The 22,194-nt window shown below is 41.2% G+C and carries 19 protein-coding genes; 5 read left to right on the top strand and 14 right to left on the bottom strand.

All coding sequences use genetic code 11. The features are described from left to right. The first annotated feature begins 6 nt into the window (after positions 1-6). From BTV99_RS02485 to BTV99_RS13390, 5 genes are all read left to right on the top strand, one after another. Complete coding sequence (locus tag BTV99_RS02485) at positions 7-720, top strand: GAD-like domain-containing protein (RefSeq protein WP_075100798.1); 714 nt, start codon at positions 7-9, stop codon at positions 718-720. Between the two features lie 443 nt (positions 721-1,163). Continuing rightward, on the top strand, positions 1,164-2,555 hold the full coding sequence (locus tag BTV99_RS02480; RefSeq protein ID WP_075100797.1) for a DUF2345 domain-containing protein: 1,392 nt from the start codon (positions 1,164-1,166) through the stop codon (positions 2,553-2,555). Between the two features lie 2 nt (positions 2,556-2,557). Beyond that, positions 2,558-2,989 carry a hypothetical protein gene (locus BTV99_RS02475; protein ID WP_075100796.1) on the top strand — a complete coding sequence of 144 codons (432 nt, stop codon included), beginning with the start codon at positions 2,558-2,560 and terminating at the stop codon, positions 2,987-2,989. Beyond that, on the top strand, positions 2,986-3,510 hold the full coding sequence (locus BTV99_RS02470) for a hypothetical protein (protein ID WP_075100795.1): 525 nt from the start codon (positions 2,986-2,988) through the stop codon (positions 3,508-3,510). The genes BTV99_RS02475 and BTV99_RS02470 overlap by 4 nt, the downstream gene beginning before the upstream one ends. A gap of 150 nt (positions 3,511-3,660) precedes the next feature. Then, positions 3,661-3,834, top strand: coding sequence for a hypothetical protein (locus BTV99_RS13390; protein ID WP_172953089.1), 174 nt, complete (start codon positions 3,661-3,663; stop codon positions 3,832-3,834). Here the strand turns inward: BTV99_RS13390 and BTV99_RS02465 are convergent. From BTV99_RS02465 to BTV99_RS02395, 14 genes are all read right to left on the bottom strand, one after another. Next, positions 3,821-4,348: an IS630 family transposase gene (locus tag BTV99_RS02465; RefSeq protein WP_198411578.1), complete on the bottom strand. Its 528-nt coding sequence runs from the start codon at positions 4,346-4,348 to the stop codon at positions 3,821-3,823. The genes BTV99_RS13390 and BTV99_RS02465 overlap by 14 nt on opposite strands. Beyond that, complete coding sequence (locus BTV99_RS02460) at positions 4,314-4,667, bottom strand: IS630 transposase-related protein (protein ID WP_075100793.1); 354 nt, start codon at positions 4,665-4,667, stop codon at positions 4,314-4,316. The genes BTV99_RS02465 and BTV99_RS02460 overlap by 35 nt, the downstream gene beginning before the upstream one ends. A 797-nt stretch (positions 4,668-5,464) precedes the next feature. Beyond that, positions 5,465-6,928: a hypothetical protein gene (locus BTV99_RS02450; protein ID WP_075100791.1), complete on the bottom strand. Its 1,464-nt coding sequence runs from the start codon at positions 6,926-6,928 to the stop codon at positions 5,465-5,467. Positions 6,929-6,939: 11 nt separating this feature from the next. Beyond that, positions 6,940-9,780 carry a type VI secretion system Vgr family protein gene (locus BTV99_RS02445; RefSeq protein WP_075100790.1) on the bottom strand — a complete coding sequence of 947 codons (2,841 nt, stop codon included), beginning with the start codon at positions 9,778-9,780 and terminating at the stop codon, positions 6,940-6,942. Positions 9,781-9,912: 132 nt separating this feature from the next. After that, a complete protein-coding gene (tssA, locus tag BTV99_RS02440; protein WP_083608488.1) occupies positions 9,913-11,031 on the bottom strand; it encodes a type VI secretion system protein TssA in 1,119 nt (372 codons plus the stop codon). Next, on the bottom strand, positions 11,028-13,841 hold the full coding sequence (gene tssH, locus BTV99_RS02435; protein WP_075100788.1) for a type VI secretion system ATPase TssH: 2,814 nt from the start codon (positions 13,839-13,841) through the stop codon (positions 11,028-11,030). Before tssH ends, tssA begins: the two co-directional genes overlap by 4 nt. A gap of 15 nt (positions 13,842-13,856) precedes the next feature. Further along, positions 13,857-14,858, bottom strand: a complete 1,002-nt coding sequence (gene tssG / locus BTV99_RS02430) for a type VI secretion system baseplate subunit TssG (protein WP_075100787.1) — start codon at positions 14,856-14,858, stop codon at positions 13,857-13,859. Continuing rightward, positions 14,822-16,645: a type VI secretion system baseplate subunit TssF gene (gene tssF, locus BTV99_RS02425; RefSeq protein ID WP_075100786.1), complete on the bottom strand. Its 1,824-nt coding sequence runs from the start codon at positions 16,643-16,645 to the stop codon at positions 14,822-14,824. The genes tssG and tssF overlap by 37 nt, the downstream gene beginning before the upstream one ends. A 63-nt stretch (positions 16,646-16,708) precedes the next feature. Then, positions 16,709-17,188 carry a type VI secretion system baseplate subunit TssE gene (gene tssE, locus BTV99_RS02420; RefSeq protein ID WP_075100785.1) on the bottom strand — a complete coding sequence of 160 codons (480 nt, stop codon included), beginning with the start codon at positions 17,186-17,188 and terminating at the stop codon, positions 16,709-16,711. Positions 17,189-17,313: 125 nt separating this feature from the next. Next, on the bottom strand, positions 17,314-17,817 hold the full coding sequence (locus BTV99_RS02415) for a type VI secretion system tube protein Hcp (RefSeq protein ID WP_075100784.1): 504 nt from the start codon (positions 17,815-17,817) through the stop codon (positions 17,314-17,316). 66 nt (positions 17,818-17,883) lie between these two features. Beyond that, a complete protein-coding gene (tssC, locus tag BTV99_RS02410) occupies positions 17,884-19,362 on the bottom strand; it encodes a type VI secretion system contractile sheath large subunit (protein WP_075100783.1) in 1,479 nt (492 codons plus the stop codon). Between the two features lie 2 nt (positions 19,363-19,364). Beyond that, positions 19,365-19,877, bottom strand: a complete 513-nt coding sequence (gene tssB, locus BTV99_RS02405) for a type VI secretion system contractile sheath small subunit (RefSeq protein WP_075100782.1) — start codon at positions 19,875-19,877, stop codon at positions 19,365-19,367. A 112-nt stretch (positions 19,878-19,989) separates the two neighbouring features. Then, positions 19,990-20,685 (bottom strand): hypothetical protein, encoded by a 696-nt coding sequence (locus BTV99_RS02400; protein ID WP_178377922.1) that lies wholly within the window; start codon positions 20,683-20,685, stop codon positions 19,990-19,992. A 120-nt stretch (positions 20,686-20,805) separates the two neighbouring features. Beyond that, entirely contained in the window at positions 20,806-21,171 is a 366-nt protein-coding gene (locus tag BTV99_RS02395) for a hypothetical protein (RefSeq protein ID WP_075100780.1), read from the bottom strand. Between the last annotated feature and the right edge of the window lie 1,023 nt (positions 21,172-22,194).

The raw sequence follows: 22,194 nt of genomic DNA, 5'->3' as shown, positions 1-22,194 counted from the left end.
ATTGTAATGAATAATTTTATTATTGATGAAGGATTTGACTTGTTTATGGAAGATTTTGGACAACCTGACTGGCAACAGCCTGCCGATCAGGCAATTCTAGATTATTATAAAGGTAAATTGCCTGATAAGCTTCTTTTCTATTGGGAGAAAATGGGCTTCTGCCGCTTTAAGCAAGGCTTGTTTTGGATAGTCAATCCAACTGATTATGAAGATGAACTAGCCCTTTGGTTAGGTGAGGACGTTCTAAAACAAGATAACTACTATGTTATCGCTCGTAGTGGCTTTGGCAAGTTATACGTTTGGGGTGAAAAAATAGGTCATGCCTATACAATTACTCCAACTCTTGGTTGGGTTTATCAAGAAAAAGGGGAAGCGAAAGATATTGCAAAAGGCCTAGCAGATAGAAAAATTGAATTATTTTTTGCTTTTAAAGAGACAAAATATGTTGATATGGTTGATAACAATAGCAAACCTCTATTCAAGCGTTGTGTGAAAAAATTTGGAGCACTTGAATACGATGAAATGTTTGGCTTTGTCCCTGCCCTTGCGATTAGTGATAATGCTTCTATCAAAAATATAGATAAGATGAATATCTTTGTCCATCTCAATCTTTTACCCGACTTGATTGAGATTCAGTACATCGACTTTAAGAGATTAGGACAAACAGCATTTGGCGTTGATGATGATTCAAACTTACTTGATTTAGATGACTTAATATAAGTAATTATTTAAGCCACCTTCGGGTGGTTTTTTTGTCGTTCGTTAAATAAGAAACATCTCAAACTCAAAGCATTCAACTTAACTTCAAATTATAGGCATTACTCAGCATAAAAACTCCAACCACGACCACCCTCTGCGAACGTCAGATGCCACCGCTAGCCCTGATTGCAGAGGATATCCTTGGCTGATCCCAGGATTACAGGAACTCAGGCAGAGACGTTATCGCAAAGCAGGAACGGCACGGTCTTTAGTGCCTGCTCCTGTGGGCAGTTAAAATAGCAGCGGAAAGCAGGAGTGGCTACAAACTGTTTTGCTATAATCTTATCACCCCAACAAGCAACTACTTATTAGATAACCCCGCCCAAGCAATTAACCGTATTGAGGCCCAAGCAGGAAGCAATTATGGCAGCCACTTTACCCATAGAGCAGATGACCAAACTCTGATGCAAGCTATCGGTGATAGTGAGCATCTGACGAATACCGGTAGCTTATTATCATCAAGTCGCCCTAGCCTGTTTGCCACTGACAATGAGCAAGCGGTCGAGAGCGGCTATCGCAACACTGAAAACGGCCTATCTGAATGGGTGACTGACCACCGTACAGAGCAAGCTTACTCTCAGCTACAAGTAGACAGTGCTGGGATATCCGCCAGTCTAAAAATGGGCGTGATCAATCCATCAGACACCGCCAAACGTCAAGGGATCAATGCGGCCACCAACGCGCAGATCAGTATCAAATCAGGGGAAGCACTTGTTCTATCCACTCAGCCGCAGACCCACGCGCAAACAGGACAGCATAACTACCAGCACCACACCCCGACTCTGGCCCAAACTGCATTAGGTGGTCAGCATTTAACTGAGCGTTTGACGCAACTGGCAACGGGACTTGGTCGTAATGTGAACGACCATAAAGCGATTAAAGCCCAGCTTGAGACTATTGCAGAGGAACAGCAAACCAAAACCCATCAATCCACGCCATTCACGCTGATTGATAGTGCGGCTGATAGCAGCTATGTCAGTGAAGACACGCTCATTCAACGTTCAATGGGTGAAATGATTACTACGACTCAAGCGAACATGATGATCAGTAGTGGCGATAGCCATAATCAAATCAGCAGCGAATCACTCAATATAGTAGCCGATGGTCAATTTAGCATGACCAATGCCAAAGACAATATCACCCTATCCGCCCATACAGGGAAACTGGAAGCAACCGCCAAGCAAGATGTGAACATCGCCTCCTCAACTAAAGAGGTAGAAGTCGTGGCAACCAATAAAGTGACGATAACGGCAGGCGGTGCGAGTATTACTCTTGATGGTAGCAATATCACTATCGCCGCCAAAGAGGTGACGGAGAAAGGGGGTAAGCATAGTAAGGCGGGAGGTGGAATGGATGGGCTGGGGCTTGGGGTATTGCCGAGTTTGATAGCGGGAGCAATGTACAAGGCACAATTTAGATTTGCTGACGATAATGATATTGCTTATGCCAATACACCGTATATTGCTATTAATGAAAATACAAAAGAGACTTTTGAAGGCATAACTGATACTGAGGGAAATACGGAAACTTTCTTTAGCTCTAACTCCAATAAGATTAAAGTGCATCTAAGAAATGAAGACCCTTGGGGATCTATTGAACTTTATAAAGTTAAATTTAAATTTACTGATGATGATGGTAACCCTTATAGCCATGTTCATTATCGTGCAATATCTGAGGTAAAAGAGTTAATTTATTTTGGAATCACTAATGCTGAGGGTGAAACTGAAAACCTTGTATCATCACTTGAGGAAAACTTTAATGTTCACCTTTACCTATCAACGAATGGAGATTATTAGTTATGCAAAAACCGCCTCAATATTCTACAGATAAAACTACCTTAGATGGTGAAACTAAACAGGTGAAGATTACAAAGGGGAACAAAAATTTAAAAGCTTGTCCTGTATTTGATAATTTGGTGCTCAGTGCAAAGGGATCTGAATATTTAGATGACATTAACTCTCGTCTTAAACTTGGTAGCTGGCTAACAAGATTTTTAGGTATAGGAGGAGTAGCTACTGTCTTTATAGGCGGAACAACTTTAAATGCAGAAGTTGCAGTAAAATCAACAGACTGGACAATGCTTGCAGAAGGTATGAGAGACGTGAGTAAGATAACTCGACGAAAAGTTGAAGACATAGCAGGTATGGCTGTCATTGACCTTCAAAATGATGGAGCAAGTAACGATGAAATTAAATTCTTTAAATCTATTTACGATGGATGTATACCATGAAAAAAACTATATTCTTTTCATTAATATTAATCATATTTTCAGTATCGGCTTGTGCTAAAACAGAGACACAATTAGAGGATAAAATTACTCTAGAATCAGCAATAGAACAGTACGAGAACACTATAGATCTATGCACTGCTGAAGAAAAAAACAGAGCTTTACCTAATGAAAGTACTTTAAAGAAGATAAGTGAAATTGACATAAAAAAAGTTAAAGATTACATATTATATCGTTCAGATATCAACTATAAGATATGTATGCTTAAAAATGGTGCAGCTCCACTTGAATATTTTGTAGCTTTATCAACAGATAAGGCAAAAAGCTCCGCAGTACGAAAAAGAGCACGTTTAATTTCTGAAGAAATAGTCAGCAGTCATATAATAGATAAAGTAAATAATATTTCAAATTTAACATCAGAAGAAATGTTACAACTAAAGTCAATCGGTTATTTAAATACAAGCTTTGATGCGGTTAAAACATATGATGCTTTAAAATCTTATAACAGCCAAAAAATCGATTGACTTAATGATAGAAATTAGAATAGTAAGAAGCAGTGCACTTTGATGTTTGATCTGAATGAGTAGATAGATATATTGAAGCGATTAAGGTTCATTACTTCTTTTTTTATCATATTAATAGCTACTTCTTGCCAAACTAAAACAAAGGTTGTTATGCCTGATAAACCTTTAGAAATTGCTTTGAATATGACGGCCGAAGAGTTATATAACGCTAATCCTGAATACAAAGCGTTTCAAGAAGGTGATGTTCAACCTATGGGAGTTACCTTTCAAGGATATGACTTTCCAAGATATAAAAAGCCTACCGTTATAGTCAGTCTAGAATAAAAGAGATACAACCCATATCATGAAACAGCTTAGGTAGATTATTCTCCATCCAGCCTTGACGTAGAAATTTTGCCTGTGCCCACTTCTTTTCAATGGGGTTTAGATCAGGGCTGTAGGGTGGCAACCAAAGAATACGATGGCCATGTCTGTTCAGTAGTTTTTGAATGCATTTGTTCTTATGAAATCTAGCATTGTCCATCACGATCACACATTTTGTTTTAAGACTTGGTATTAGCGTGTGTTTGCACCAGTGGTAGAATATGCTGCTGTTAATATTTTGCTCAAAGTAATCTAAGGCAAATAACATTTTTTCATAGAGCGCATCAATAACGTTAGTGCGCTTTCTTGCTTGCCAGTTATAGCTGTCGATACAGGGTTTACCTATCGGTGCATAGCCATGAGAACGAATGGTTTCAGCCTCAAAGCCGCTTTCATCCATGTACACAATGGGATAGCCTTGCTGCATAAAACTATTGAGCTTACTCTGATACGCTGCTCTTTTTATTGGACACACTTTTGGATGCTCTAAGGTCTTTTTTTTGACTGATACCAAGGCGCTTTAGGGCAATATCAATGCCTGACTTGCTACAGCCTAAACGTTGAGCTCGCTCGTACATGTAATCGTCTGGATACTGCGCGACGTCTTTGAGAAGTGCTTCATTTGGTATTTTACTGGGTGGCTTATCCCGAGTTTGTTTGATACTTGGATTTTTCAGCCAACGCTGTAAAGTGGTTTTGCTGATGTCATAGAAAATACAAGCTTGACGAATGCTCATGTCTTTGTCTTTGACGCTTTTTATAACTTGCGTTCGAAAGTCTGCTGAGTAAGTCATAATGATTATATCTTTCTCTTTATTTTAAAAGCATTGTATCTTATTTATAAAAGACTGACTATAATTAGTTTATAACACTTTTGGGCGGGCTTTACTATAGTCTAAAAACATCAATCACAAAACTTTTTATCCTAGTCATTTTTAACTTCTAGTCCATACAAAATAATCAGTCTGGATAATATTCATCTAACTTATAAGTATATACTACCGTAAAAATAATAAAAGAGTAGAAACTTAACAAGCACAATATTAGAAAAGATGCGTACATAAAAGATGCTAAGGTACTATTAAAAAAATAAGTTAGCGTAGAGAGAAATAAGACACTTGACATTACATACCATATTTTTCTATTAAAAAGAAGGTTTTTTCTATAAAAAATAGAAAATAGATAGTTATTATCAAACCCTTCTTCTTTCAAATAACTAAAATCTATATATTTTATAGAAAATAATGAGTATAAAGTTACAACAATGATAAACAAAGAAATAATAAATTGTATTAGATAATAATTTATAAAAGTTATACTCAGACCAAATAATATGAGATTATAAATAAATAGTAATACAAAAAGACTATATATTAATATTTTTTTATAAAAACCCTTTCTATTTATATATGCAAATATCGCTAAGATAAAAACTATTAATAGTTCAGCAAGATAATTATATATACTAACATTATATATACCATGAATCATATATCCAATGATAGCTATAAGCACGCCTAGACCAATTATAGTTTTAGAGTATATTTCGTTGATTGCGGATATTCTTTCATACTTTTGACTTATCATAATTCTAGCACGCCCTACAAAAATCGTAATCAAATTTTTCGTATGAGTGATTACTTTTTGTATTCAATTCTTTGAAAGTATCTTTTAACCATTCGCCAATATTTCTCAACATAACACTCATAAAACTACTAATCCCTTTTCCATTAGTCAATTTCTTCTCGAAATATTCTACTGCTAATCCTACTAGAATACCTAAACCTACATATATTGCACCTATAACGATTGCTGGTATTGCTACTGCAGACCCCCCTGCTACTATGGCGGCAATTACAGCTACTAACGTACCAGCAAGAATAGTGACAGCTGCTGATATTATTATAGCTTTAATGATATTGGAAATAAGAGCTCCAGCTAAGTCGTAGCCATCAGCACTCTGATCTGCTTTCCACTCTGCTAAAGATATTGCAGAACTTAGTACGAAATATACTAGTGCATTGTTCTTAAAGGTACCTGATAAATTTTGTTTAAGAGCTTGCTTTATACCCGATACTGATCCTGCTCCTGATGTAAAAGGCATGACAACTGGATTACTTGAGAGTTGTCTTACACCTGTTTTAAAGTAGTTATTACTTTTAGTATATCCAGAAAAATATGCATAAAGTCTCCTTTCACCTGATTTTACTGTGCCCCGTTTGAAGTGCACCTTCACAATTTCAAAACCTCCCTTTTTTTTCTTTTTTATAGTTTCCTTCAACCATTTCCAATTATCAGCTGTAAAAGCAACCGATGCCCCAATTTGATTATAAAGCAAGTTTTGAGTTATGATTCCATATTGATCAACATCCGCACTTAATACAGATTTATTACCTTCACCTAAATATTTCCAGATATCTTCTGGAATGTTCTGTATATCATTTGGTGTAAGTATTTCTATAGTTGGAATCATAAGACTTCCTTTACCATAGTCCTCCCAACCTGTCATACTTTTATCTGCTCTAATATCTTTGACTAGGTTACTAGTATCGAATATTTGACTTATATATGCATGTGAACGATCTGTACCATTTGACCAGTCACGTATGCTTAATCCACTATTTTTATTTATTCTTATCAGAATTGGCGCTGGCTTTTCTAAGGGATCGTTACTGAATGAAGTATTATCAAACTTTTTAACAGGAATCCTTATAACGATTTTTCTTCCTTTGTATATAGTCAAAACACCTTCAAATTCTCTTGATACATACAAGTGTTGCGAATTTCCATCTTTAAAAATCAACGCTTTACCTCTATTGATTATCCGCTCATTATCTCTAGAGTAGAAACTAGTTTTCCTGTCAAACTTACTATCTTTCGGTAAAATACCTTCTAGTGAATCACACTGTGCAGTTAATTTTCCTCCACTTCCAGTATCTATATCTAGGATAATGTCGCGATGGTTTCTCAATATTACTTTTAACTTGGATTTTTGACGATTTGTTACGACATTTTCGCCAGGCAAATCAATATATGTAGTTTGAGTATTGCTCATAATAGCACCTTTTATTTATGTCTTGTCTGTTTTGCAATTATAGAACCGTAGGGTGCAGCTTCAATAATAGTTTTCCCATTATCATCTAGTGCTTTTGTAATTATTTCCTCATTATTTAACCGAACTCGTATAGTTTCATTTTTTGGATAATTACCATAGGCATCCACATATTGAATTTCCATATCTTCTTTTTTCATATTGCTTTTTTTTAGTTTTACGTCTCGATTACTTCCACCCCCACTACCCCAATCCACCTTACTCGCCTTATACCCGACCTGCTTTGGCGTGATAAAGGTCACATTGCCACCTGATATCTCAATGCCACTCCCTGCCGCTTTTAGCAACAGCGTATCAGGCGCGATAATCTCAACACTGTCTCGACTGTGCAGGCGCAGTACTTGTTCACTATCAAGTCGCATCTCGTTCTGATGCGCTTGTATGGTCACATCACCATGCGCTGCGGTATGAGTTTGGGCTTTATTGCTGTAGTAGTGAATATCCCCTGCCACCAATTGATTCATCTGGGTTTGACTGTGATAATGGGTGTTATCAGTGGCGTGGCTATGTGTATTCTTGGTGCTGGTCTGCTGGCTGTGTTGTCCACTTAATAAGGCTAGATGACGCTGGGAGTCGATCAGTATATGCGGCTGTTGCCATTGTCCAGATTCATTTAAGTTGTTGTCGTTGGTGTCTTGGCTAAATTCGGCAAAGGGGGTTTGTACGTCTTGCTGGTTACTCTTATCTTTACCTTTATTATTGGTACTCTCTATCCCGACTGGTTGATGCGTTTTCGCCAATTGTATATGTGCTTGCTGGTGTTGGTCGGCAGTCTGTAGTTTATTATGGCTGTTATGGCTCATATGCTGCTTTGATTGACTGTCAGCTTGCTGACTGCTGATATGTATGCCTGTGCTACCTTGTACATTGGCGGCGGCCTCAGTCTCTACACTGATGCCCTGTCCACGCGCTTGACTGCGAGTATGGTCGCTATGTTGGTACAGGTGACCGAGGATGAGACTCGACTGGTAGCTGCTGCTATAGAGATTGATTTGTGGACTGTCAGGATGAGCGTCAAACATCAGCTGGTTGTAGCCGTTGATAGCGTGGTCTTTAGTCGCTTCTCCGGTGCGACTGCTATCAATGCTTTGGGTTTTGATGCCGTCGATGGGATACGCATGGCTTTGGTTGATAAACCAAACGGGGCTGGTGGCGTCGATGAAGTCGGTATCGCTGGCAATGCTATTGTGCTGGGCGTCGTCGTTACCCTGCCCATTATGAGTGCTGCCGATGATGATCGGATGGGCGATGTCACCACCAATAAAGTCAATGAGGACATGCTGTCCGTGACGCAAAGGCTGGGTGTGTCCCATGTGATCGCCGACGAGGTGGCTGGCGATGGGTATCCAGTGGCTGCTATCGTTGCTACTATCTTCACTTTGCCAGTGGTAACGGATATGAGCGCGGTGGTTGCGGTCAGTGTCTACGGCGCTGCCACTGGCGGTATCAACGATACTGGCACTCATGAGTCCTGTGAGACTGGGATGCGGTGCGCCAAGTTTGTCCAGCTGTTCACCAAAGGGGATATGGTGATGATGCGGAAATGGCAGATAGCAAGCGCTGATATGGTGGATGTTTTCATTATCATGTGCATGGTTTGTATTGGGCTGCAAGGTTATCGGGTCAAAGGGCGCATGTCCAAGCCAGTCCGCTGGTATGTGGTTGTTGATACTGTGGTGAATGGAGACTAGGCTTATTGGTTCAGTGACATAAGGATTGCCTGCAATGTCGTGGACGCTGGGTAGACTCAAGTGACGGATATTGCCTGTAAGACTACCTATATTAGCCAATTGCACTTTGCTTTTCTGATAGCGAGTCGCAAGTTTGTCCAGTCCGTCGTCGTTTAGATAGCTATGGCTGTGGATGAAGCGTTTATGTATGCTCGGACTGGCGGATTCTATCGTTTGCTCTGTACTACTATGTCCACTATATAGTCCAACGAGGCGGTTGTCGTAGCGGTAAAACTCGCTGTTTTGGATGTGCTGGCCTATTTGTGGGCGTATGGCAGTGATACGATCTTGTCTATCAGCAAGACTGGCCGGGTTTTGGCTTAAGGTACTGTGAATATCACTGGCGTCTGGGCGCAAGGCTTCGGCATCATGCGGTAATAAAACCAAGGTATGACGGTCTGTATCATGACGGTAGTAGCCAGTAACACCAAAAAGTGCCAAATACTGAGTTAAGTAAGCCAGATCGGTTTGATTATATTGCACACTATGCTGAATATGATAGTCGCCAGCGCTACTTAAGCGCTCGTCAATCTCAACGTTTATGTTATATGGGCTAATAATATCTTTGATAAGCTCACTTAGACTTAAATGATGGTGACGGCGGTTGTGACTGCTTAAGCGTAGCTGACTAAGAGCTGGTTCACAGATGATGCGATACGCGGCCATACCACTGTTGCTACCTAAAGCGATGACTTCGGTGATGATACCGTGGCGAATTTGGCTCGGCAGTAGCGTATCAGCCGTATGCCAGTGAATAGCAAGACTTTGCCCTAGCCAGCCTTTGGTATCCAGCCCTGCTTGGGGATGTAGCAAGGTGAGGCTGATACGGTAGCCACAATAGAGGGCGAGCTGGCGCTGCTGATAAGATAGCTGACGTTGGTCTTGGTGGTAGGGACTTGGATAGGCGGTGGGCGCTGGCATCAAGACAGGCTTATCCCAGACGCTATCAGGCAATGGCATGCCGAGCAGACTCTCAACAAGGTCTGCTTGCTGTATCAGACTCATGGAGATATCAGGATGGGCGCTAGTAAGTTGCACGTGCCGCTTAGTTTGAGTCCATACCATGATGCGCCCTTCTCTCTAAGTCCAAAAGTTGAAAGTTTAAAATGATAAAATTTAGGGATGCTGTCTACATAAAATACATAAATTGCTCAAACCTTACTTACCGCTCAAACAACTGTCTAATTGAAAAACCCATCAATAACCATCGTTAGAAGATTCTCGTTTTGGCTGAATACCAATCATGTCAGAAATACTGGCAAGCTGATCTTCGCTCTTGATGATATGCGAAAGCCATTGGTCCAGTGGCATATCTGCCCAATCAATGGCACGGCCAAGTAAAAACGTCACAGGACTGTGTGGCTCATTGGTCGCAAAATAGTCTTGGATTTGCCTTAATAGTTTGAGTGCTTGCCGGCGGTTGCTTTGATGATCACCACTGTTTGGCTCAAAACCTTGCGATACGGCAGTACTGGATGTCTTAGCGCGAACCTGTACTGTTTCATGATTATCATCAGTCATCGCTTCTGTCGATGTATCGTCTAACATCACTTGCTCAGGAATCAGCGGCGTTAAATGCTGTATTAACGCGTCTAATAGATCAGTGACAGGCGCAAAGACGGGGGCGTCCATTCCCATCAGATCATTTAGCTGATCGGTTAGGCGTTGCCACTGCGTTTTGACCAGACTCAGCTCTGTGATAAGGGTTCGTTGCCAGCTATCATGACTGTCTTTAATGGCTTGGTTGTACTCATCTAAGCTCAACTGACCACTATCATCATCTGGGTTTTTTTGCCGCTGTTTATCGTGTTCGCGAGCAGTTAAATAATAGTTATAGTTATAAATATTACTCTTACTATCAGAAAGAGGCAGCTGCTTAAGATCATCTGTCAACGCTTTGACGAACCATGATAGCAGGCCTGCCCTAATATCCATGCTATCTTCTTCACCATCTAACGGCGGATACATCGTCAGCCAGTATTCATCATTGAGAGCTTGCAATAGCTGTAATCCGTGACCAACACCTGCCAAATGATTGGTGTGACTAAGCGCATCAACGTACCAGAGTGCCAACTTTAAGTCTTTACTTTTATTCACCAAAAGTCTGGCACACTCTTTTTTTACAAACTCCCAATCAGCAACCTTAAGCTCGGTCACCCAAGTTCCTTGCGCCAGCAGTGGATCGTCCTCTTGACGAGCAGCGGCAATAGCCTCGAGACTCATATCAAAAGTCAAATCCTCGCCTACACCGTGATGGGAGTCCATAATAGGCGCGATAAGTGTACTTATGGGCGTCATATTCGTATCATTCATCATGATGCTTCCTGATTCTGACTTTCTTGCGCCATTTGACTGAGTGCTACAATAGAGTCACTAACTAAACGGCAATCGATGTGATCCTCATCATTAACAAAGACGGTAATTTGATTGAGCATCCTTTTTGTTTCATCATGAGCGAGCAGTTGAGTGGCAATCTTTGGCAGTAACGTTTGGCTAATAATCGCATCGGCATTACGTGCCCCTGAGTCCACTTCATGACAACGTGACAATATCAGCTCAATAACCTCCGAATCGACGATACACGGCACATCATAATGAGCACGAATACGACTCGTGACTTTGTCTAGCTTAAGGCGAATAATTTCCGCAAGTGCATCATCTGTCAATGGATAATATGGAATCACTGTCAGTCGACCCAAAAACGCGGGCTTAAAGGCCTTATACAACTGCGGATTAATCGCTTGTTTTAGATGATCACTGCCAGGTAAGCAAAAGTCAGTAACGGTAGGATCAGTATTGATACATTGCTGCATAATAGTAGAGGAGCCGACATTGCTAGTCAGCATAATAAGCGTGTTTTTAAAGTCGATTAAACGCCCTTCGCTATCTTCCATGACCCCTTTGTCAAACACCTGATAAAACAAATCTAAAACGTCGGGATGGGCTTTTTCGACCTCGTCAAGTAATAGCACACTATAAGGACGACGTCTGACCGCTTCTGTCAGCACTCCGCCCTCACCATACCCTACATAGCCCGGCGGCGAACCTTTTAAGGAAGCCACACTATGTGCTTCTTGATATTCTGATAAGTTGATGGTGATTAAGTTACGTGCGCCGCCGTAGAGCACATCGGACAATGCCAGCGCTGTTTCTGTCTTACCCACCCCGCTTGGCCCTACCAGCATAAATATACCTTGAGGACGATTGGGATCATCAAGGCGTGCTTTGGCTGTATGGATGCGCTTAGCGATAGCGTCAATAGCATGGTCTTGGCCGATCAGCCGTGCTTGTAGCGTGTTTTGCAAATTCAAAAGACGGTGTTTTTCGTCACCTGCCATGTCATTGAGGGGTATTCCTGTCCAATCAGAGACAATCTGCTTGATAACCTGACGATCCAGAGTTGGGTGCACTAATCGATACTTTTTTTGAGCACGCTCTAATGCTTGGGCGACTTCTTGATAATCCGACTGCGTGTCCAGCCGTGCCTGAGCACTCAACGGCTGACCGTCATCGTCTATACTGTCATTTAATACTCGCCCAAGTTGATCTAGCTGCGCGTTCAGCGCCAACTGCTCTTGCCAGCACGCTGTCATCTCATGGATTTTCTGCTGGTTTAGCTGACGCTGTTCGTCTAATACTGCAATTTTTTGACTAACCTTGTGTTTGTCTTCCATCAAACCGATACGTTCAAGCTGTTGGTTGAGGCTACTGATGTGCTGCTGTATCTGCTGCTCGGTAGCATGCAACTGATCGAGTTGGTTGGGTAAGGCAGTTTTAGACAAGCTCACTCGAGCAGCAGCGGTATCTAACAAACTCACCGCTTTATCAGGCAGTTGTCGATCACTCAGATAACGCGCTGACAGCTCAACGGCGGCCTGCAAAGCGTCATCATCAATGGAGACAGCAAAGTGTGCTTGCATCTTTTGACGTAACCCGCGAATCATAGCAATCGCCGTTTCGATGTCAGGCTCATCGACTTTGACGACTTGAAAGCGGCGAGATAAGGCGGCGTCTTTTTCAAAGTATTTTTTGTACTCAGACCACGTCGTTGCGGCGATGGTTCTAAGCTCACCTCTTGCCAATGCTGGCTTTAGTAAATTAGCCGCGTCATTTTGACCAGCCTGCCCGCCAGCACCAATTAAGGTATGCGCTTCATCAATAAACAATATGATAGGCTGCGTCGATGACTGCACTTCTTCAATGACTTGTTTTAAGCGGTTTTCAAACTCTCCTTTAACACTTGCACCGGCTTGCAGCAGCCCTAAATCAAGGGTGCGGATTACGATATTTTTTAGTTGGTCGGGCACTTGCTCTAAGACTATCTTTTGTGCCAACCCTTCTACCACAGCAGTTTTACCAACGCCTGCTTCACCCGTCAAAATAGGATTGTTTTGGCGTCGCCGAATCAATATATCAATTAATTGATGTATCTCAAACTCACGTCCAATGACAGGATCGATCTCGTCAGCACAGGCTTTCGCTGTCAAATCATGGGTATACTTATCCAGTGCAGGGGTGGTCGTTTCAGTAGACACCCTATCATCATCCACCCCAAAGCGCTCTTGAGTATTATCCAGCGACTGAGAGGGATGAGCGCCCTCTACATGAGCATAACTCGCCACCTCACTGCTTTCTGTACTGCCAGCGCATTGTTTTTCATAGTCGTTTTTTAAAACGTGACGATCGATCAAACATAATGAATCAGGCAAAGCATGTAATAGCGCCTGATAACTATCATAACCCAGCAACACTAGCAAAATATGCCCTGAGCGAATCTCGATTTGAGGCTTAGTATGCTCATGTTTATCAGTATATTGACTGCTAGCAAGCATCCAAGCGTCCTCTAGCAGGGTGATGAGCTGTACACTAAACACAGGGGTCACACCCATAGCAGATGGCAATTCTTCTATCTTATTTAATAACGCTTCTTTTAAAAAAGTAGAGTCAATTTTATTGGTTTTTAGAATTTGGCTAAAATCATTATAAGGCGAACGACTTAGCTCATATAAAAAATGCAGCACATCTACATCACGATTACCCTGTTCGATACATAAGCGGGCCGCTTGTTGTAAGCATTTGCGGCAGCTGGGCGTCAACCTTGTGATTACTGCTTTTAATTGACTCATAAAACTCTTCCTTTTTTATTGAACAGGTAATGCATAATAAGTGTCTTTAAAGTCTGTATAGGCAGGCTGAGATACCAAAAATCCTCCACGGCCCAATCCGCCAAACTCACTTTCTGATAGTGACAACGGCTTTACTTCCTTTTTGTCAAGCTCAAGCTGCACATCAATCGCCAAACACACCCCACACCATTTGCGTATAAACTCTGTAATAACTTGATGAATATCGCCCTGCGGCAGCAGACGAATATAACGCTCGGCATCTAATTGATGAAAGATAATTTTGATTTTACTATCAAACTGAATTACCCTCGCTCCGCAAAACGCTGAGACCCCTAGCTGCACATGCTGCGTGCCGAGAGCTGTCTGCTCTGTAGCAGGTAGATCAAACCACTCAGGTATGAATTGCTCAACACTGACCTTGATTTTCAAAAAGTGAGACAGCACATGTGCCAGCTGATCAGCGCTCAACCGACCAGGCGAAATCCTACCTGCATAGGCGATCAAACTGTCGATACTGGTGAGTCTAGTAGGCTGGCGTGCTAGAGCCCGTAAACTTAGTAAATACTTGTCTTGATTGTCATCTAGCTCATACTGTATAGGCAGGTTATAAAACCAGCTGGCTTTTACGTACAAACTGGTCAATCTATGGTTAAATAAATCTAAAAACTCAGGCGCAGCACCGTCTTTGATATGACGCACACGCATCGCAAGCTGATTAGTATAAAAAGCTGGCAGCGCAGACATAGGGCCTGTCAAGCCAATGTGCGCAGGATAGATCTCGACCTGTCTAACACAGTTATCCATCGACTCTTGAGATACTAATGTCATCGACTCAATCTCAGCAAGCGGATAGGCCAAGGATAATGAGGAACGAAAGCGTATCTCAATCGGCACATTTCCAATTTGAGCTTGACGGTGCAGCAATCTGACCGCTTGCAGCAAATCAAATCGCTGCGGCTCATCAAACAGTGGCGCTATATCTATATAAGAGGTGTCAGACCACTTCTTGGCTGGCATCGACAAACCTCCTCTTTGGTCACGGCATCTAATATGATTACTTCTACAAAGCTATTTAAGCTGGCATGATACCCAAGCACATAAGACAATAACTGTGCAAACTGACGAATACTTACTCCAGAAAAATGACTGCGATTGATACAAATATCAATAATGGTGCCACGAACAAATCCTGGCTGCGGAGTGCGCTGAATTCTTCGTGCTTCAATTCGTGTCTCAACTGATACGATACCGTCTATTAGTAGCGCATTAGAAGCTGACTGAGTAATATCATAAAGCGATAAATACTCTTTAATGAGCTTAGCATCTTTTGACGCGAGCGATAAAAAGTTGAGACTCAGCATCGAAATCAGCCGCCAGCGCTCATCGCCAGTGTACTCAAACCGTGCGGTTCGCGATGGCTGTTTGAGTAAGGACACGCTACTAAAGCCTGTCATGCTATCGCAAAACAGATCTCCGCGGCTCTGACCAAATACAATTTGAGAGGGTAAGTCTCTATTAGTGCAGGTCAAAACCGCACTCATACTAACTGACCCTGTTGTCGCTACAGACGACTTATCTGTGAATAAGATTTGATACTCAAACCCTTGCTGAAAGTCCGCCATATCTTTGTCACGTTTGACATGATAATAACGACCATCGTTTTTTTGTTCATAGTGCGTAAGCGCGTAAAAAGGATGATAAACCTGCTGGACTTGTCGGTTATTAATCTGCTTTGACTCAATTACCTTCTCAACATCATAAACTTCGTGTTGAAAGAGTGCACGTGCATCTGGAACCAAATCATAATACATCGACTGCTGTGTGACCAAAATAGGCTTAGCAGCGGTTTTAAACAAGTTAACTACAGGCGTACAAAACAACTTAAGACTGCTGCTGTCGAGCTGCTGTAAATTTTTAAGACGTATGGTGTTTTTTTTATCGAATTTAAAATAACAGCGCAACTCAAACCCACTACTATCTATAGTGAACTGTGAGCTGTGATCACTTAGGTCTAGTTGTAAAAAGTTAAACTTCTCTGGAAAATAAAAATACTCTTTTAAAAGCGCGGCTGATGAGTTGGGAGCGCGATGGTTGGGCAGTAATTGCTGCTCAGGCTCAAACCCCAAAGGTTTGAACGGACTGCCAGCAATAACATATTTTTTATGAGTAATGATGTGAGTCTGCTTAACATCACACCATAGTAAGTCCCAAAGGCTCGTGCCTTGGCTAGCATCTTGATCTATATATAAATCAACACCAAGATGTAGTAGCTGCTGGTAGTCAAATCCTGCATTTAGCCCTTTAAACTGAATGCTGATACAACCATTTAGCAACCCATGCTGAGGGTCGCTGACTTCTTGATGTGTTTCAAACCGAACATCACTGACGATAAGGGGAAGCAATGTCACCGCTTGGGTAGATTGGAACTGGCACGCAGTACCATTTATTTTTTGAGTAAAAAACTTGTGGTGTTTGTCCACAGTAATAGGTTCGCTTAAATTATGTGCGTGTACACCTAAATTAAACTGAGCAATAGAGACCGATGGAAATGGCTTGATATAATCAGGATACAATACTGATAAAAGCGACTCTGTAAAATCAGCATAAGAGTCATCTAATTTTTTATTGATGCGTGCGCTGATGAGTGAAAAAGCTTGAATCAGGCGTTCGATATGAGGATCGTCCACCGTATCATGTGCCATCAACAAGCGATTGGCAATTTTAGGATACTTTTTTGCAAATTCTTTAGATTGCTTATTAAAAAGTGTCAACTCATGCTCAAAGTAAGGAAGTAAACTATCCATAACGCCTCAATATATCGATAACCATGGCTCTAACATCTGCATATATGACTGAGCTTGCCGTATTCACTTAACATAATAACGCTGAAAGCTGGGTTCAAAAAACGCATCAAAGCTGACCAACTCACGAGCAGGATAAACCTTAAGTAATGCTTCAATAGAAAAACAAAGCTGGTTGACGTCAACTGCGCCAATATCTAGTGATACTCGAACATTTCTAAGTCGAAGATCTTGCTGTTCTATAGTTTTTGCAATCTGGCAGCAGATATAGTCACAGTCTGCTGGGTTGGCACTACTCAAACCGACAAAGTCTAAAATGCCAAAGTTAAGCACAGAGGCACTGACAGTTGGATACTCTTGTAGACGATCTGACATCACACAGCGCGTGTTAAGCAGCGCCTCCAAGTCTTTTGCAACAGAAGCCTTAAGCTCATTAATATTCAGACGGCGCACTACCATTTGCTGCTCATGATAGCGCGGCTGATCATCAAACAGCTGCTCAAACAGATTAAGACGAAACCCACTTTTCGTATCGCTATAACTCATACTTCTCACTTTTCATCCATGTGCTCTTATGACAAAAAAGAAAGGCTCAAAAATGACCTTTCTTTTTATGAGCAATTAGGGCGTGTTGAACACGCCCTAATATGGATGCTATCGATTTATCTATGTTAGGCCGTATAAGTCGCAGTGTTGTTGGCAAGTGACCATTTCTTAGTCACCGCACCTTTTGCCGTACCATCGATATCTTGCTGAGTATAAGTCCACTCAACTGCCGCGTATTTGATACCTACCTTCTCTGTTGGTACGCCTTCTGCACGCACCATTGGCTCAACACTTGAAATGAGCGCATGCTTTAATTTAATTTCAAGGTATTTAACGCGCTTATCGCCATTTGCACGATAAAAATCAATTTGGATCTCGTCAAATGTATAACCAGCAGAACACGCTTCCCAGAGCTTTGGACTTGTTGAGTCTAGGTCTTTGACAAATGACATATCTGCATGTTCGCAGCGCTCAGAGGTATGACCACCGACACTACTCGCTGTCGCTGATTTTGGTTGGCGAATTAAATGATCCCAAGCATTTACCTCAAGCCAACCTTTATGCTCACTATCACGAGACTCGCCATCAATCTTATATTTACCACGGAACTGAATGTAAATATCCTTCATATTGCATACCCTTTAATAACAATTAATGTGTTTTAGTGGTTCTTATTTACTACTGGTTTGACACGATCAGCTGTTGCTGGTTTGCGGCAGTTGTGTGACCAGACGCAAAGAAACTGACAACTCATCGAGCTGAAAGTGTGGTCTTAAAAAAACCACAGATTTGTAGACTCCAGGCTTTCCTGGCACTTCCACAACTTGTACTGATGCCTCACGTAGCGGATACTGCGCTTTTGCTTCTTGTGAGGCGCCATCATCGAGTAAGACATAACGCGAGATCCAATCATTCAAAAAGGATTCCACGTTACCTGGTGCTAAAAAACTGCCGACTTTATCGCGCATCATCGCTTTTAGGTAGTGAGCAATACGAGAGGTTGCCATAATATATTGCAGCTGCGTAGACAACATAGCATTCGCATTGGCATCATCATTCTGATAGGTTTTGGCCTTTTGCACAGATTGAGCGCCAAAAAAAGCCGCATAGTTGGTGTTTTTGCAATGGACTAACGGAATAAAACCCAAGTCGCTTAACTCTTTTTCACGTCGATCTGTAATAGATATCTCGGTTGGACATTTGAGCGCCAAATCACCTTCATCTGTTTTAAAGGTATGAACAGGCAAGCCTTCAACCAAGCCACCCCCTTCTACGCCGCGTATCGCTGCACACCAGCGGTAATCAGAAAATGCTGAGGTCAAGCGTGATGCAAAAGCATAGGCGGCATTTACCCATAAGTAATCATCATGATTGGATCCTGAAACACCTTCAACAAAGTTAAATCCATCAACCACTGTGCCATCCTTAGGGTTGTAAGGTAGGCGGCCTAAAAAACTAGGCACTGTCAATGCGACATAGCGAGCATCATCAGACTGCCTAAAGGCACGCCATCGAATATACTCTGCTGTTTCAAATATTTTAGATAAGTCTCTTGGTCGACCAATATCAGTAAATGAATCCAACCCAAACATCTCAGCCGATGCAGCAGACACAAAGGGTGCATGTGCTGAGGCTGCCACATGTGAGATTTGTTCTAATAAGTACATATCAGCATTTTGACGAGTAAACTCAAAATCGCCAACCAAGGCAGCATAAGGCTCACCACCAAAGCTACCAAACTCTTCTTCATAGACTTTCTTAAACAATGTACTTTGATCAAAATCTATAGAAGACTGAAAATCCTTGGTCAGCTCACGTTTGGTCGTGTTGAGCATACGAATCTTTAACATAGACTCAGAGGGTGTTTGGCTACATAAGTAATGTAAGCCGCGCCAACTTGATTCCAGCTTTTGAAACTCTGGGGCATGCATAACGGTGGTTAGCTGCTTTGAAATCAGCGCATCGATCTGAGCAATACGACTATCAATAGAAGCTGCCAGATTATCTGACAATGTCACCGTGCCTTGCATCACCTCGTTAGCTAACTCAGCAATTTGTGACTTTGCCCGCATTTTTTCATCATCAGACTTTGCAATATTACTTTTATTAACTATATCTTCGAGTAAATCATACTCATCTGTTACCGTAGGGTTTGCTATTAATTGAGCGCTCATACTTACTTCCCATCATCAGATATATTATTGCCTGCCATGTTTTTGACTTGTTCGGTATTTTTTAGAACTTCATCTAATAAATCTTCAAGTTTTTCATTTGCAGATATCTTATTGCGCAGATCAGCCAATCGATCACGGGCAGCGACCAATTGCTTCAAAGGTTCAATCTGATTGGCAACTGATTCAGGGCGAAAGTCATCGATAGCATCGAACGCTAAGTCAACGGCAAACTCCCCGCCTTTTTCGCTAAGCTCGTTTTTGACTCTAAACGTTGCGCGGGGCGCTAACCCTGACATTACTTCGTCAAAAGTATCCAAGTCAATTTCAACGAACTTCTTATCTTTGAGTCGAGGCTGCTCAAGCGTTGAATCCCCAGAAAACTCTCCTAAAACACCAACGACAAAAGGAATCTCCTTTGTCTCAATAGCGTCTCCTACTTCCACATCATAAGTAAGATGTACACGGGGTGCCCGTACTTTACCCAGTTTCTTTTGAACACTGTCGTTATTTGCCATATGCGTTACCTAAGCTGTTTGGATTTTTATCTAACAATTACTGATAGTCTCTGATGGTTGTTGATGCGAATAAATCTAGTAATTAGCCCTATTACCATAAATACGAAACGAATCAACGTAAAATACCAAATGGATCGGTTGGTGCTGAAGAGCTGGGTTTAACTGGGGTGCGTTTGGTCGGTGCTTTTTGTTTCGGTATCACTGTTTTGGTTGTGCGGCGAGGCGCTGACTTTTTTTTCCTAGTACGCTCTTTTTTATGGGCAGATCTTGCACGGGCGGGCTTGGTATTTGTCAACTTCTTAGTACGTACAACAGGTGTGGGTAGCGACTCGTCATAGTTAAATCCATGAACGTTGCCATATATTTGGCTTAACGTCATTTTGTATTCATTGATAAACTTATCACTGCTACCATTTAGATAACCTGCTTCTAATTGACTACCAACCACTTGCACGCTGCTATCTAGTAGTGTCTTTTGAAGATAAGCGGTACTTTCCCCTAACTTCGTAGCTTCGCTTACCGAGTAAAGCGCATAAGTGTAATAACCATTGTCATAATATATTTTTGCCAAGGCTTCCCAAGCAAAGCGATCTTTAGGATTAGCAGTAACGGTTTGATTTAGCGCCTCAACGAGCGGATATAGCTGAGAGGACTGCCGCTTCTCTGATGACTTGATAGCCTCATACTGTTTCATGATACTAGACGTTGAGAATGTATCGTCGCCATGAGCAACGCTAAAGCCTGCCCCCATTATGATAAGGCCTGTTATGATGGCTTTTGCAGCCCTTATATTGATACTGTGTTTCATCACCCTACTACTTAATTGTTGAGTATAAAAAAGAATTACTACTAAAGCGCTTCTTCAAACTAAAGACGAGCTTTAAAAGAGCGCATGCTCTTCAGCCTACACGCCAAGACTGTAGTGTCTCTACAGCTTGTTTTCTGTATTGACCAACGTGATCACATCATCCAAAGTTTCTTTTATTTTCGCTTTTTCGGGCTCAGCCATCACTTCATTATTATGATAAACACTCACGTTGTTTTTTGAGAGTTTTAACGCAGACATCATCGCTATTTCTCGGGCAGTTACCAGTTGATTGTTTTTACCAAGTGCTTGATTGGCAGCTCTTAACGCCCTAGCATAACTTTTTGATTGGTAATACTTTTTAGCCATAAACTGCCATTGGGCGGCTGTCACTTTTTCACTATTTTTTTCGTTGGTTAAATACGCTAAAGAAGGTGATGTCAACACACTTCTAGCAGCAGAAGGTGCGTATGACGTATCTTTTTTCATACTAGAAGTACACCCTGCTAACAACACTGAGGTGGTCAAGCCAATGCATAACCAACAAATGTTTCGGTATTGAACAAAAGATATCGGTATCATAGATAAAACATCGCTAAAACAATAATTGGCATTTTGTACGACAGCAATAAACGTTACGTTTACGCCTCGATATCGATTCGACACTAATAACGGGCGTTTGTAATGTAATTTTGTATTACTGAAATGTGACCCTAAGTATACATATACCTGACAATATTTCAATAAAATTTACAATCTTTTGTATACCTTATTCGGTAATAATTATTTTTTCACCGACTACGCTCATTGTGCGATGGTTTTTATTCTATATTTATACTTAATAACATCATAATTTAACAAATATCTCCGTTGATGCTATATTTACGACCACTCATCAGACATATTTTAGTATTTTACTGTTTGTAACACTTCTTACCCAGACTACTGTCACCTGACAGGTATACACCAAAATACTTATAAATGTTGGTTTTTTTTGACTATTTCATAGTTTTAGACAGGATCTAGATGTCTACTTTTTATATTTTTCACTGGCAAGCATCGAAATTAGTTTTCTACTTTAGCCATGAAAGCTTTTATAAGATAGGTTGCTAATAAGCAAAAAAACGGTGGGAATCATATTAAAACACTAAGGCGTGTCTTTATTGTAAAAATGGTGATAAGAATGAGATACATTGCCGGTCAAACAAGGAAAGTAGCGCCGTTAATATTGGGATATTGACCAGATATTTGACGATGGTTGGCAAAATTTGGTCATTTTTAGCCCGTTTAGATAACTATAGTCAATTCATTCTAAAAATGACATAGCGCTGCTGGGATGAATTTTGCGCAGCCTCTGTGATAACAGCACGCAAGTAAAATTTATACCAGTAGCGCATTTAGATTTATAACAATTTTAATTTGAACTGACTATATCTAGGGCGTGTCCCTAATCTGGAAAAGTAAGTATAAAGCCTTTAAAATAAAGAGACTATTTACCACATGGCTCTCTAA

Origin of the sequence: Psychrobacter sp. Rd 27.2 (assembly GCF_001921755.1) — a bacterium.
Lineage (GTDB): Bacteria > Pseudomonadota > Gammaproteobacteria > Pseudomonadales > Moraxellaceae > Psychrobacter > Psychrobacter celer.
This window is presented reverse-complemented; position numbering and strand designations above follow the sequence as displayed.

Excerpts from the sequence above, each read along its gene's own strand:
- BTV99_RS13390 (WP_172953089.1), top strand. The coding sequence starts at position 3,661 with ATGCCTGATAAACCTTTAGAAATTGCTTTGAATATGACGGCCGAAGAG.
- tssH (WP_075100788.1), bottom strand. The coding sequence starts at position 13,841 with ATGAGTCAATTAAAAGCAGTAATCACAAGGTTGACGCCCAGCTGCCGC.
- BTV99_RS02395 (WP_075100780.1), bottom strand. The coding sequence starts at position 21,171 with ATGAAAAAAGATACGTCATACGCACCTTCTGCTGCTAGAAGTGTGTTG.
- BTV99_RS02445 (WP_075100790.1), bottom strand. The coding sequence starts at position 9,780 with ATGGTATGGACTCAAACTAAGCGGCACGTGCAACTTACTAGCGCCCAT.
- BTV99_RS02460 (WP_075100793.1), bottom strand. The coding sequence starts at position 4,667 with ATGACTTACTCAGCAGACTTTCGAACGCAAGTTATAAAAAGCGTCAAA.
- BTV99_RS02480 (WP_075100797.1), top strand. The coding sequence starts at position 1,164 with ATGCAAGCTATCGGTGATAGTGAGCATCTGACGAATACCGGTAGCTTA.
- tssE (WP_075100785.1), bottom strand. The coding sequence starts at position 17,188 with ATGAGTTATAGCGATACGAAAAGTGGGTTTCGTCTTAATCTGTTTGAG.
- BTV99_RS02400 (WP_178377922.1), bottom strand. The coding sequence starts at position 20,685 with ATGAAACACAGTATCAATATAAGGGCTGCAAAAGCCATCATAACAGGC.
- tssC (WP_075100783.1), bottom strand. The coding sequence starts at position 19,362 with ATGAGCGCTCAATTAATAGCAAACCCTACGGTAACAGATGAGTATGAT.
- BTV99_RS02470 (WP_075100795.1), top strand. The coding sequence starts at position 2,986 with ATGAAAAAAACTATATTCTTTTCATTAATATTAATCATATTTTCAGTA.
- tssA (WP_083608488.1), bottom strand. The coding sequence starts at position 11,031 with ATGATGAATGATACGAATATGACGCCCATAAGTACACTTATCGCGCCT.
- BTV99_RS02485 (WP_075100798.1), top strand. The coding sequence starts at position 7 with ATGAATAATTTTATTATTGATGAAGGATTTGACTTGTTTATGGAAGAT.
- BTV99_RS02450 (WP_075100791.1), bottom strand. The coding sequence starts at position 6,928 with ATGAGCAATACTCAAACTACATATATTGATTTGCCTGGCGAAAATGTC.
- BTV99_RS02475 (WP_075100796.1), top strand. The coding sequence starts at position 2,558 with ATGCAAAAACCGCCTCAATATTCTACAGATAAAACTACCTTAGATGGT.
- tssF (WP_075100786.1), bottom strand. The coding sequence starts at position 16,645 with ATGGATAGTTTACTTCCTTACTTTGAGCATGAGTTGACACTTTTTAAT.
- tssB (WP_075100782.1), bottom strand. The coding sequence starts at position 19,877 with ATGGCAAATAACGACAGTGTTCAAAAGAAACTGGGTAAAGTACGGGCA.
- tssG (WP_075100787.1), bottom strand. The coding sequence starts at position 14,858 with ATGCCAGCCAAGAAGTGGTCTGACACCTCTTATATAGATATAGCGCCA.
- BTV99_RS02415 (WP_075100784.1), bottom strand. The coding sequence starts at position 17,817 with ATGAAGGATATTTACATTCAGTTCCGTGGTAAATATAAGATTGATGGC.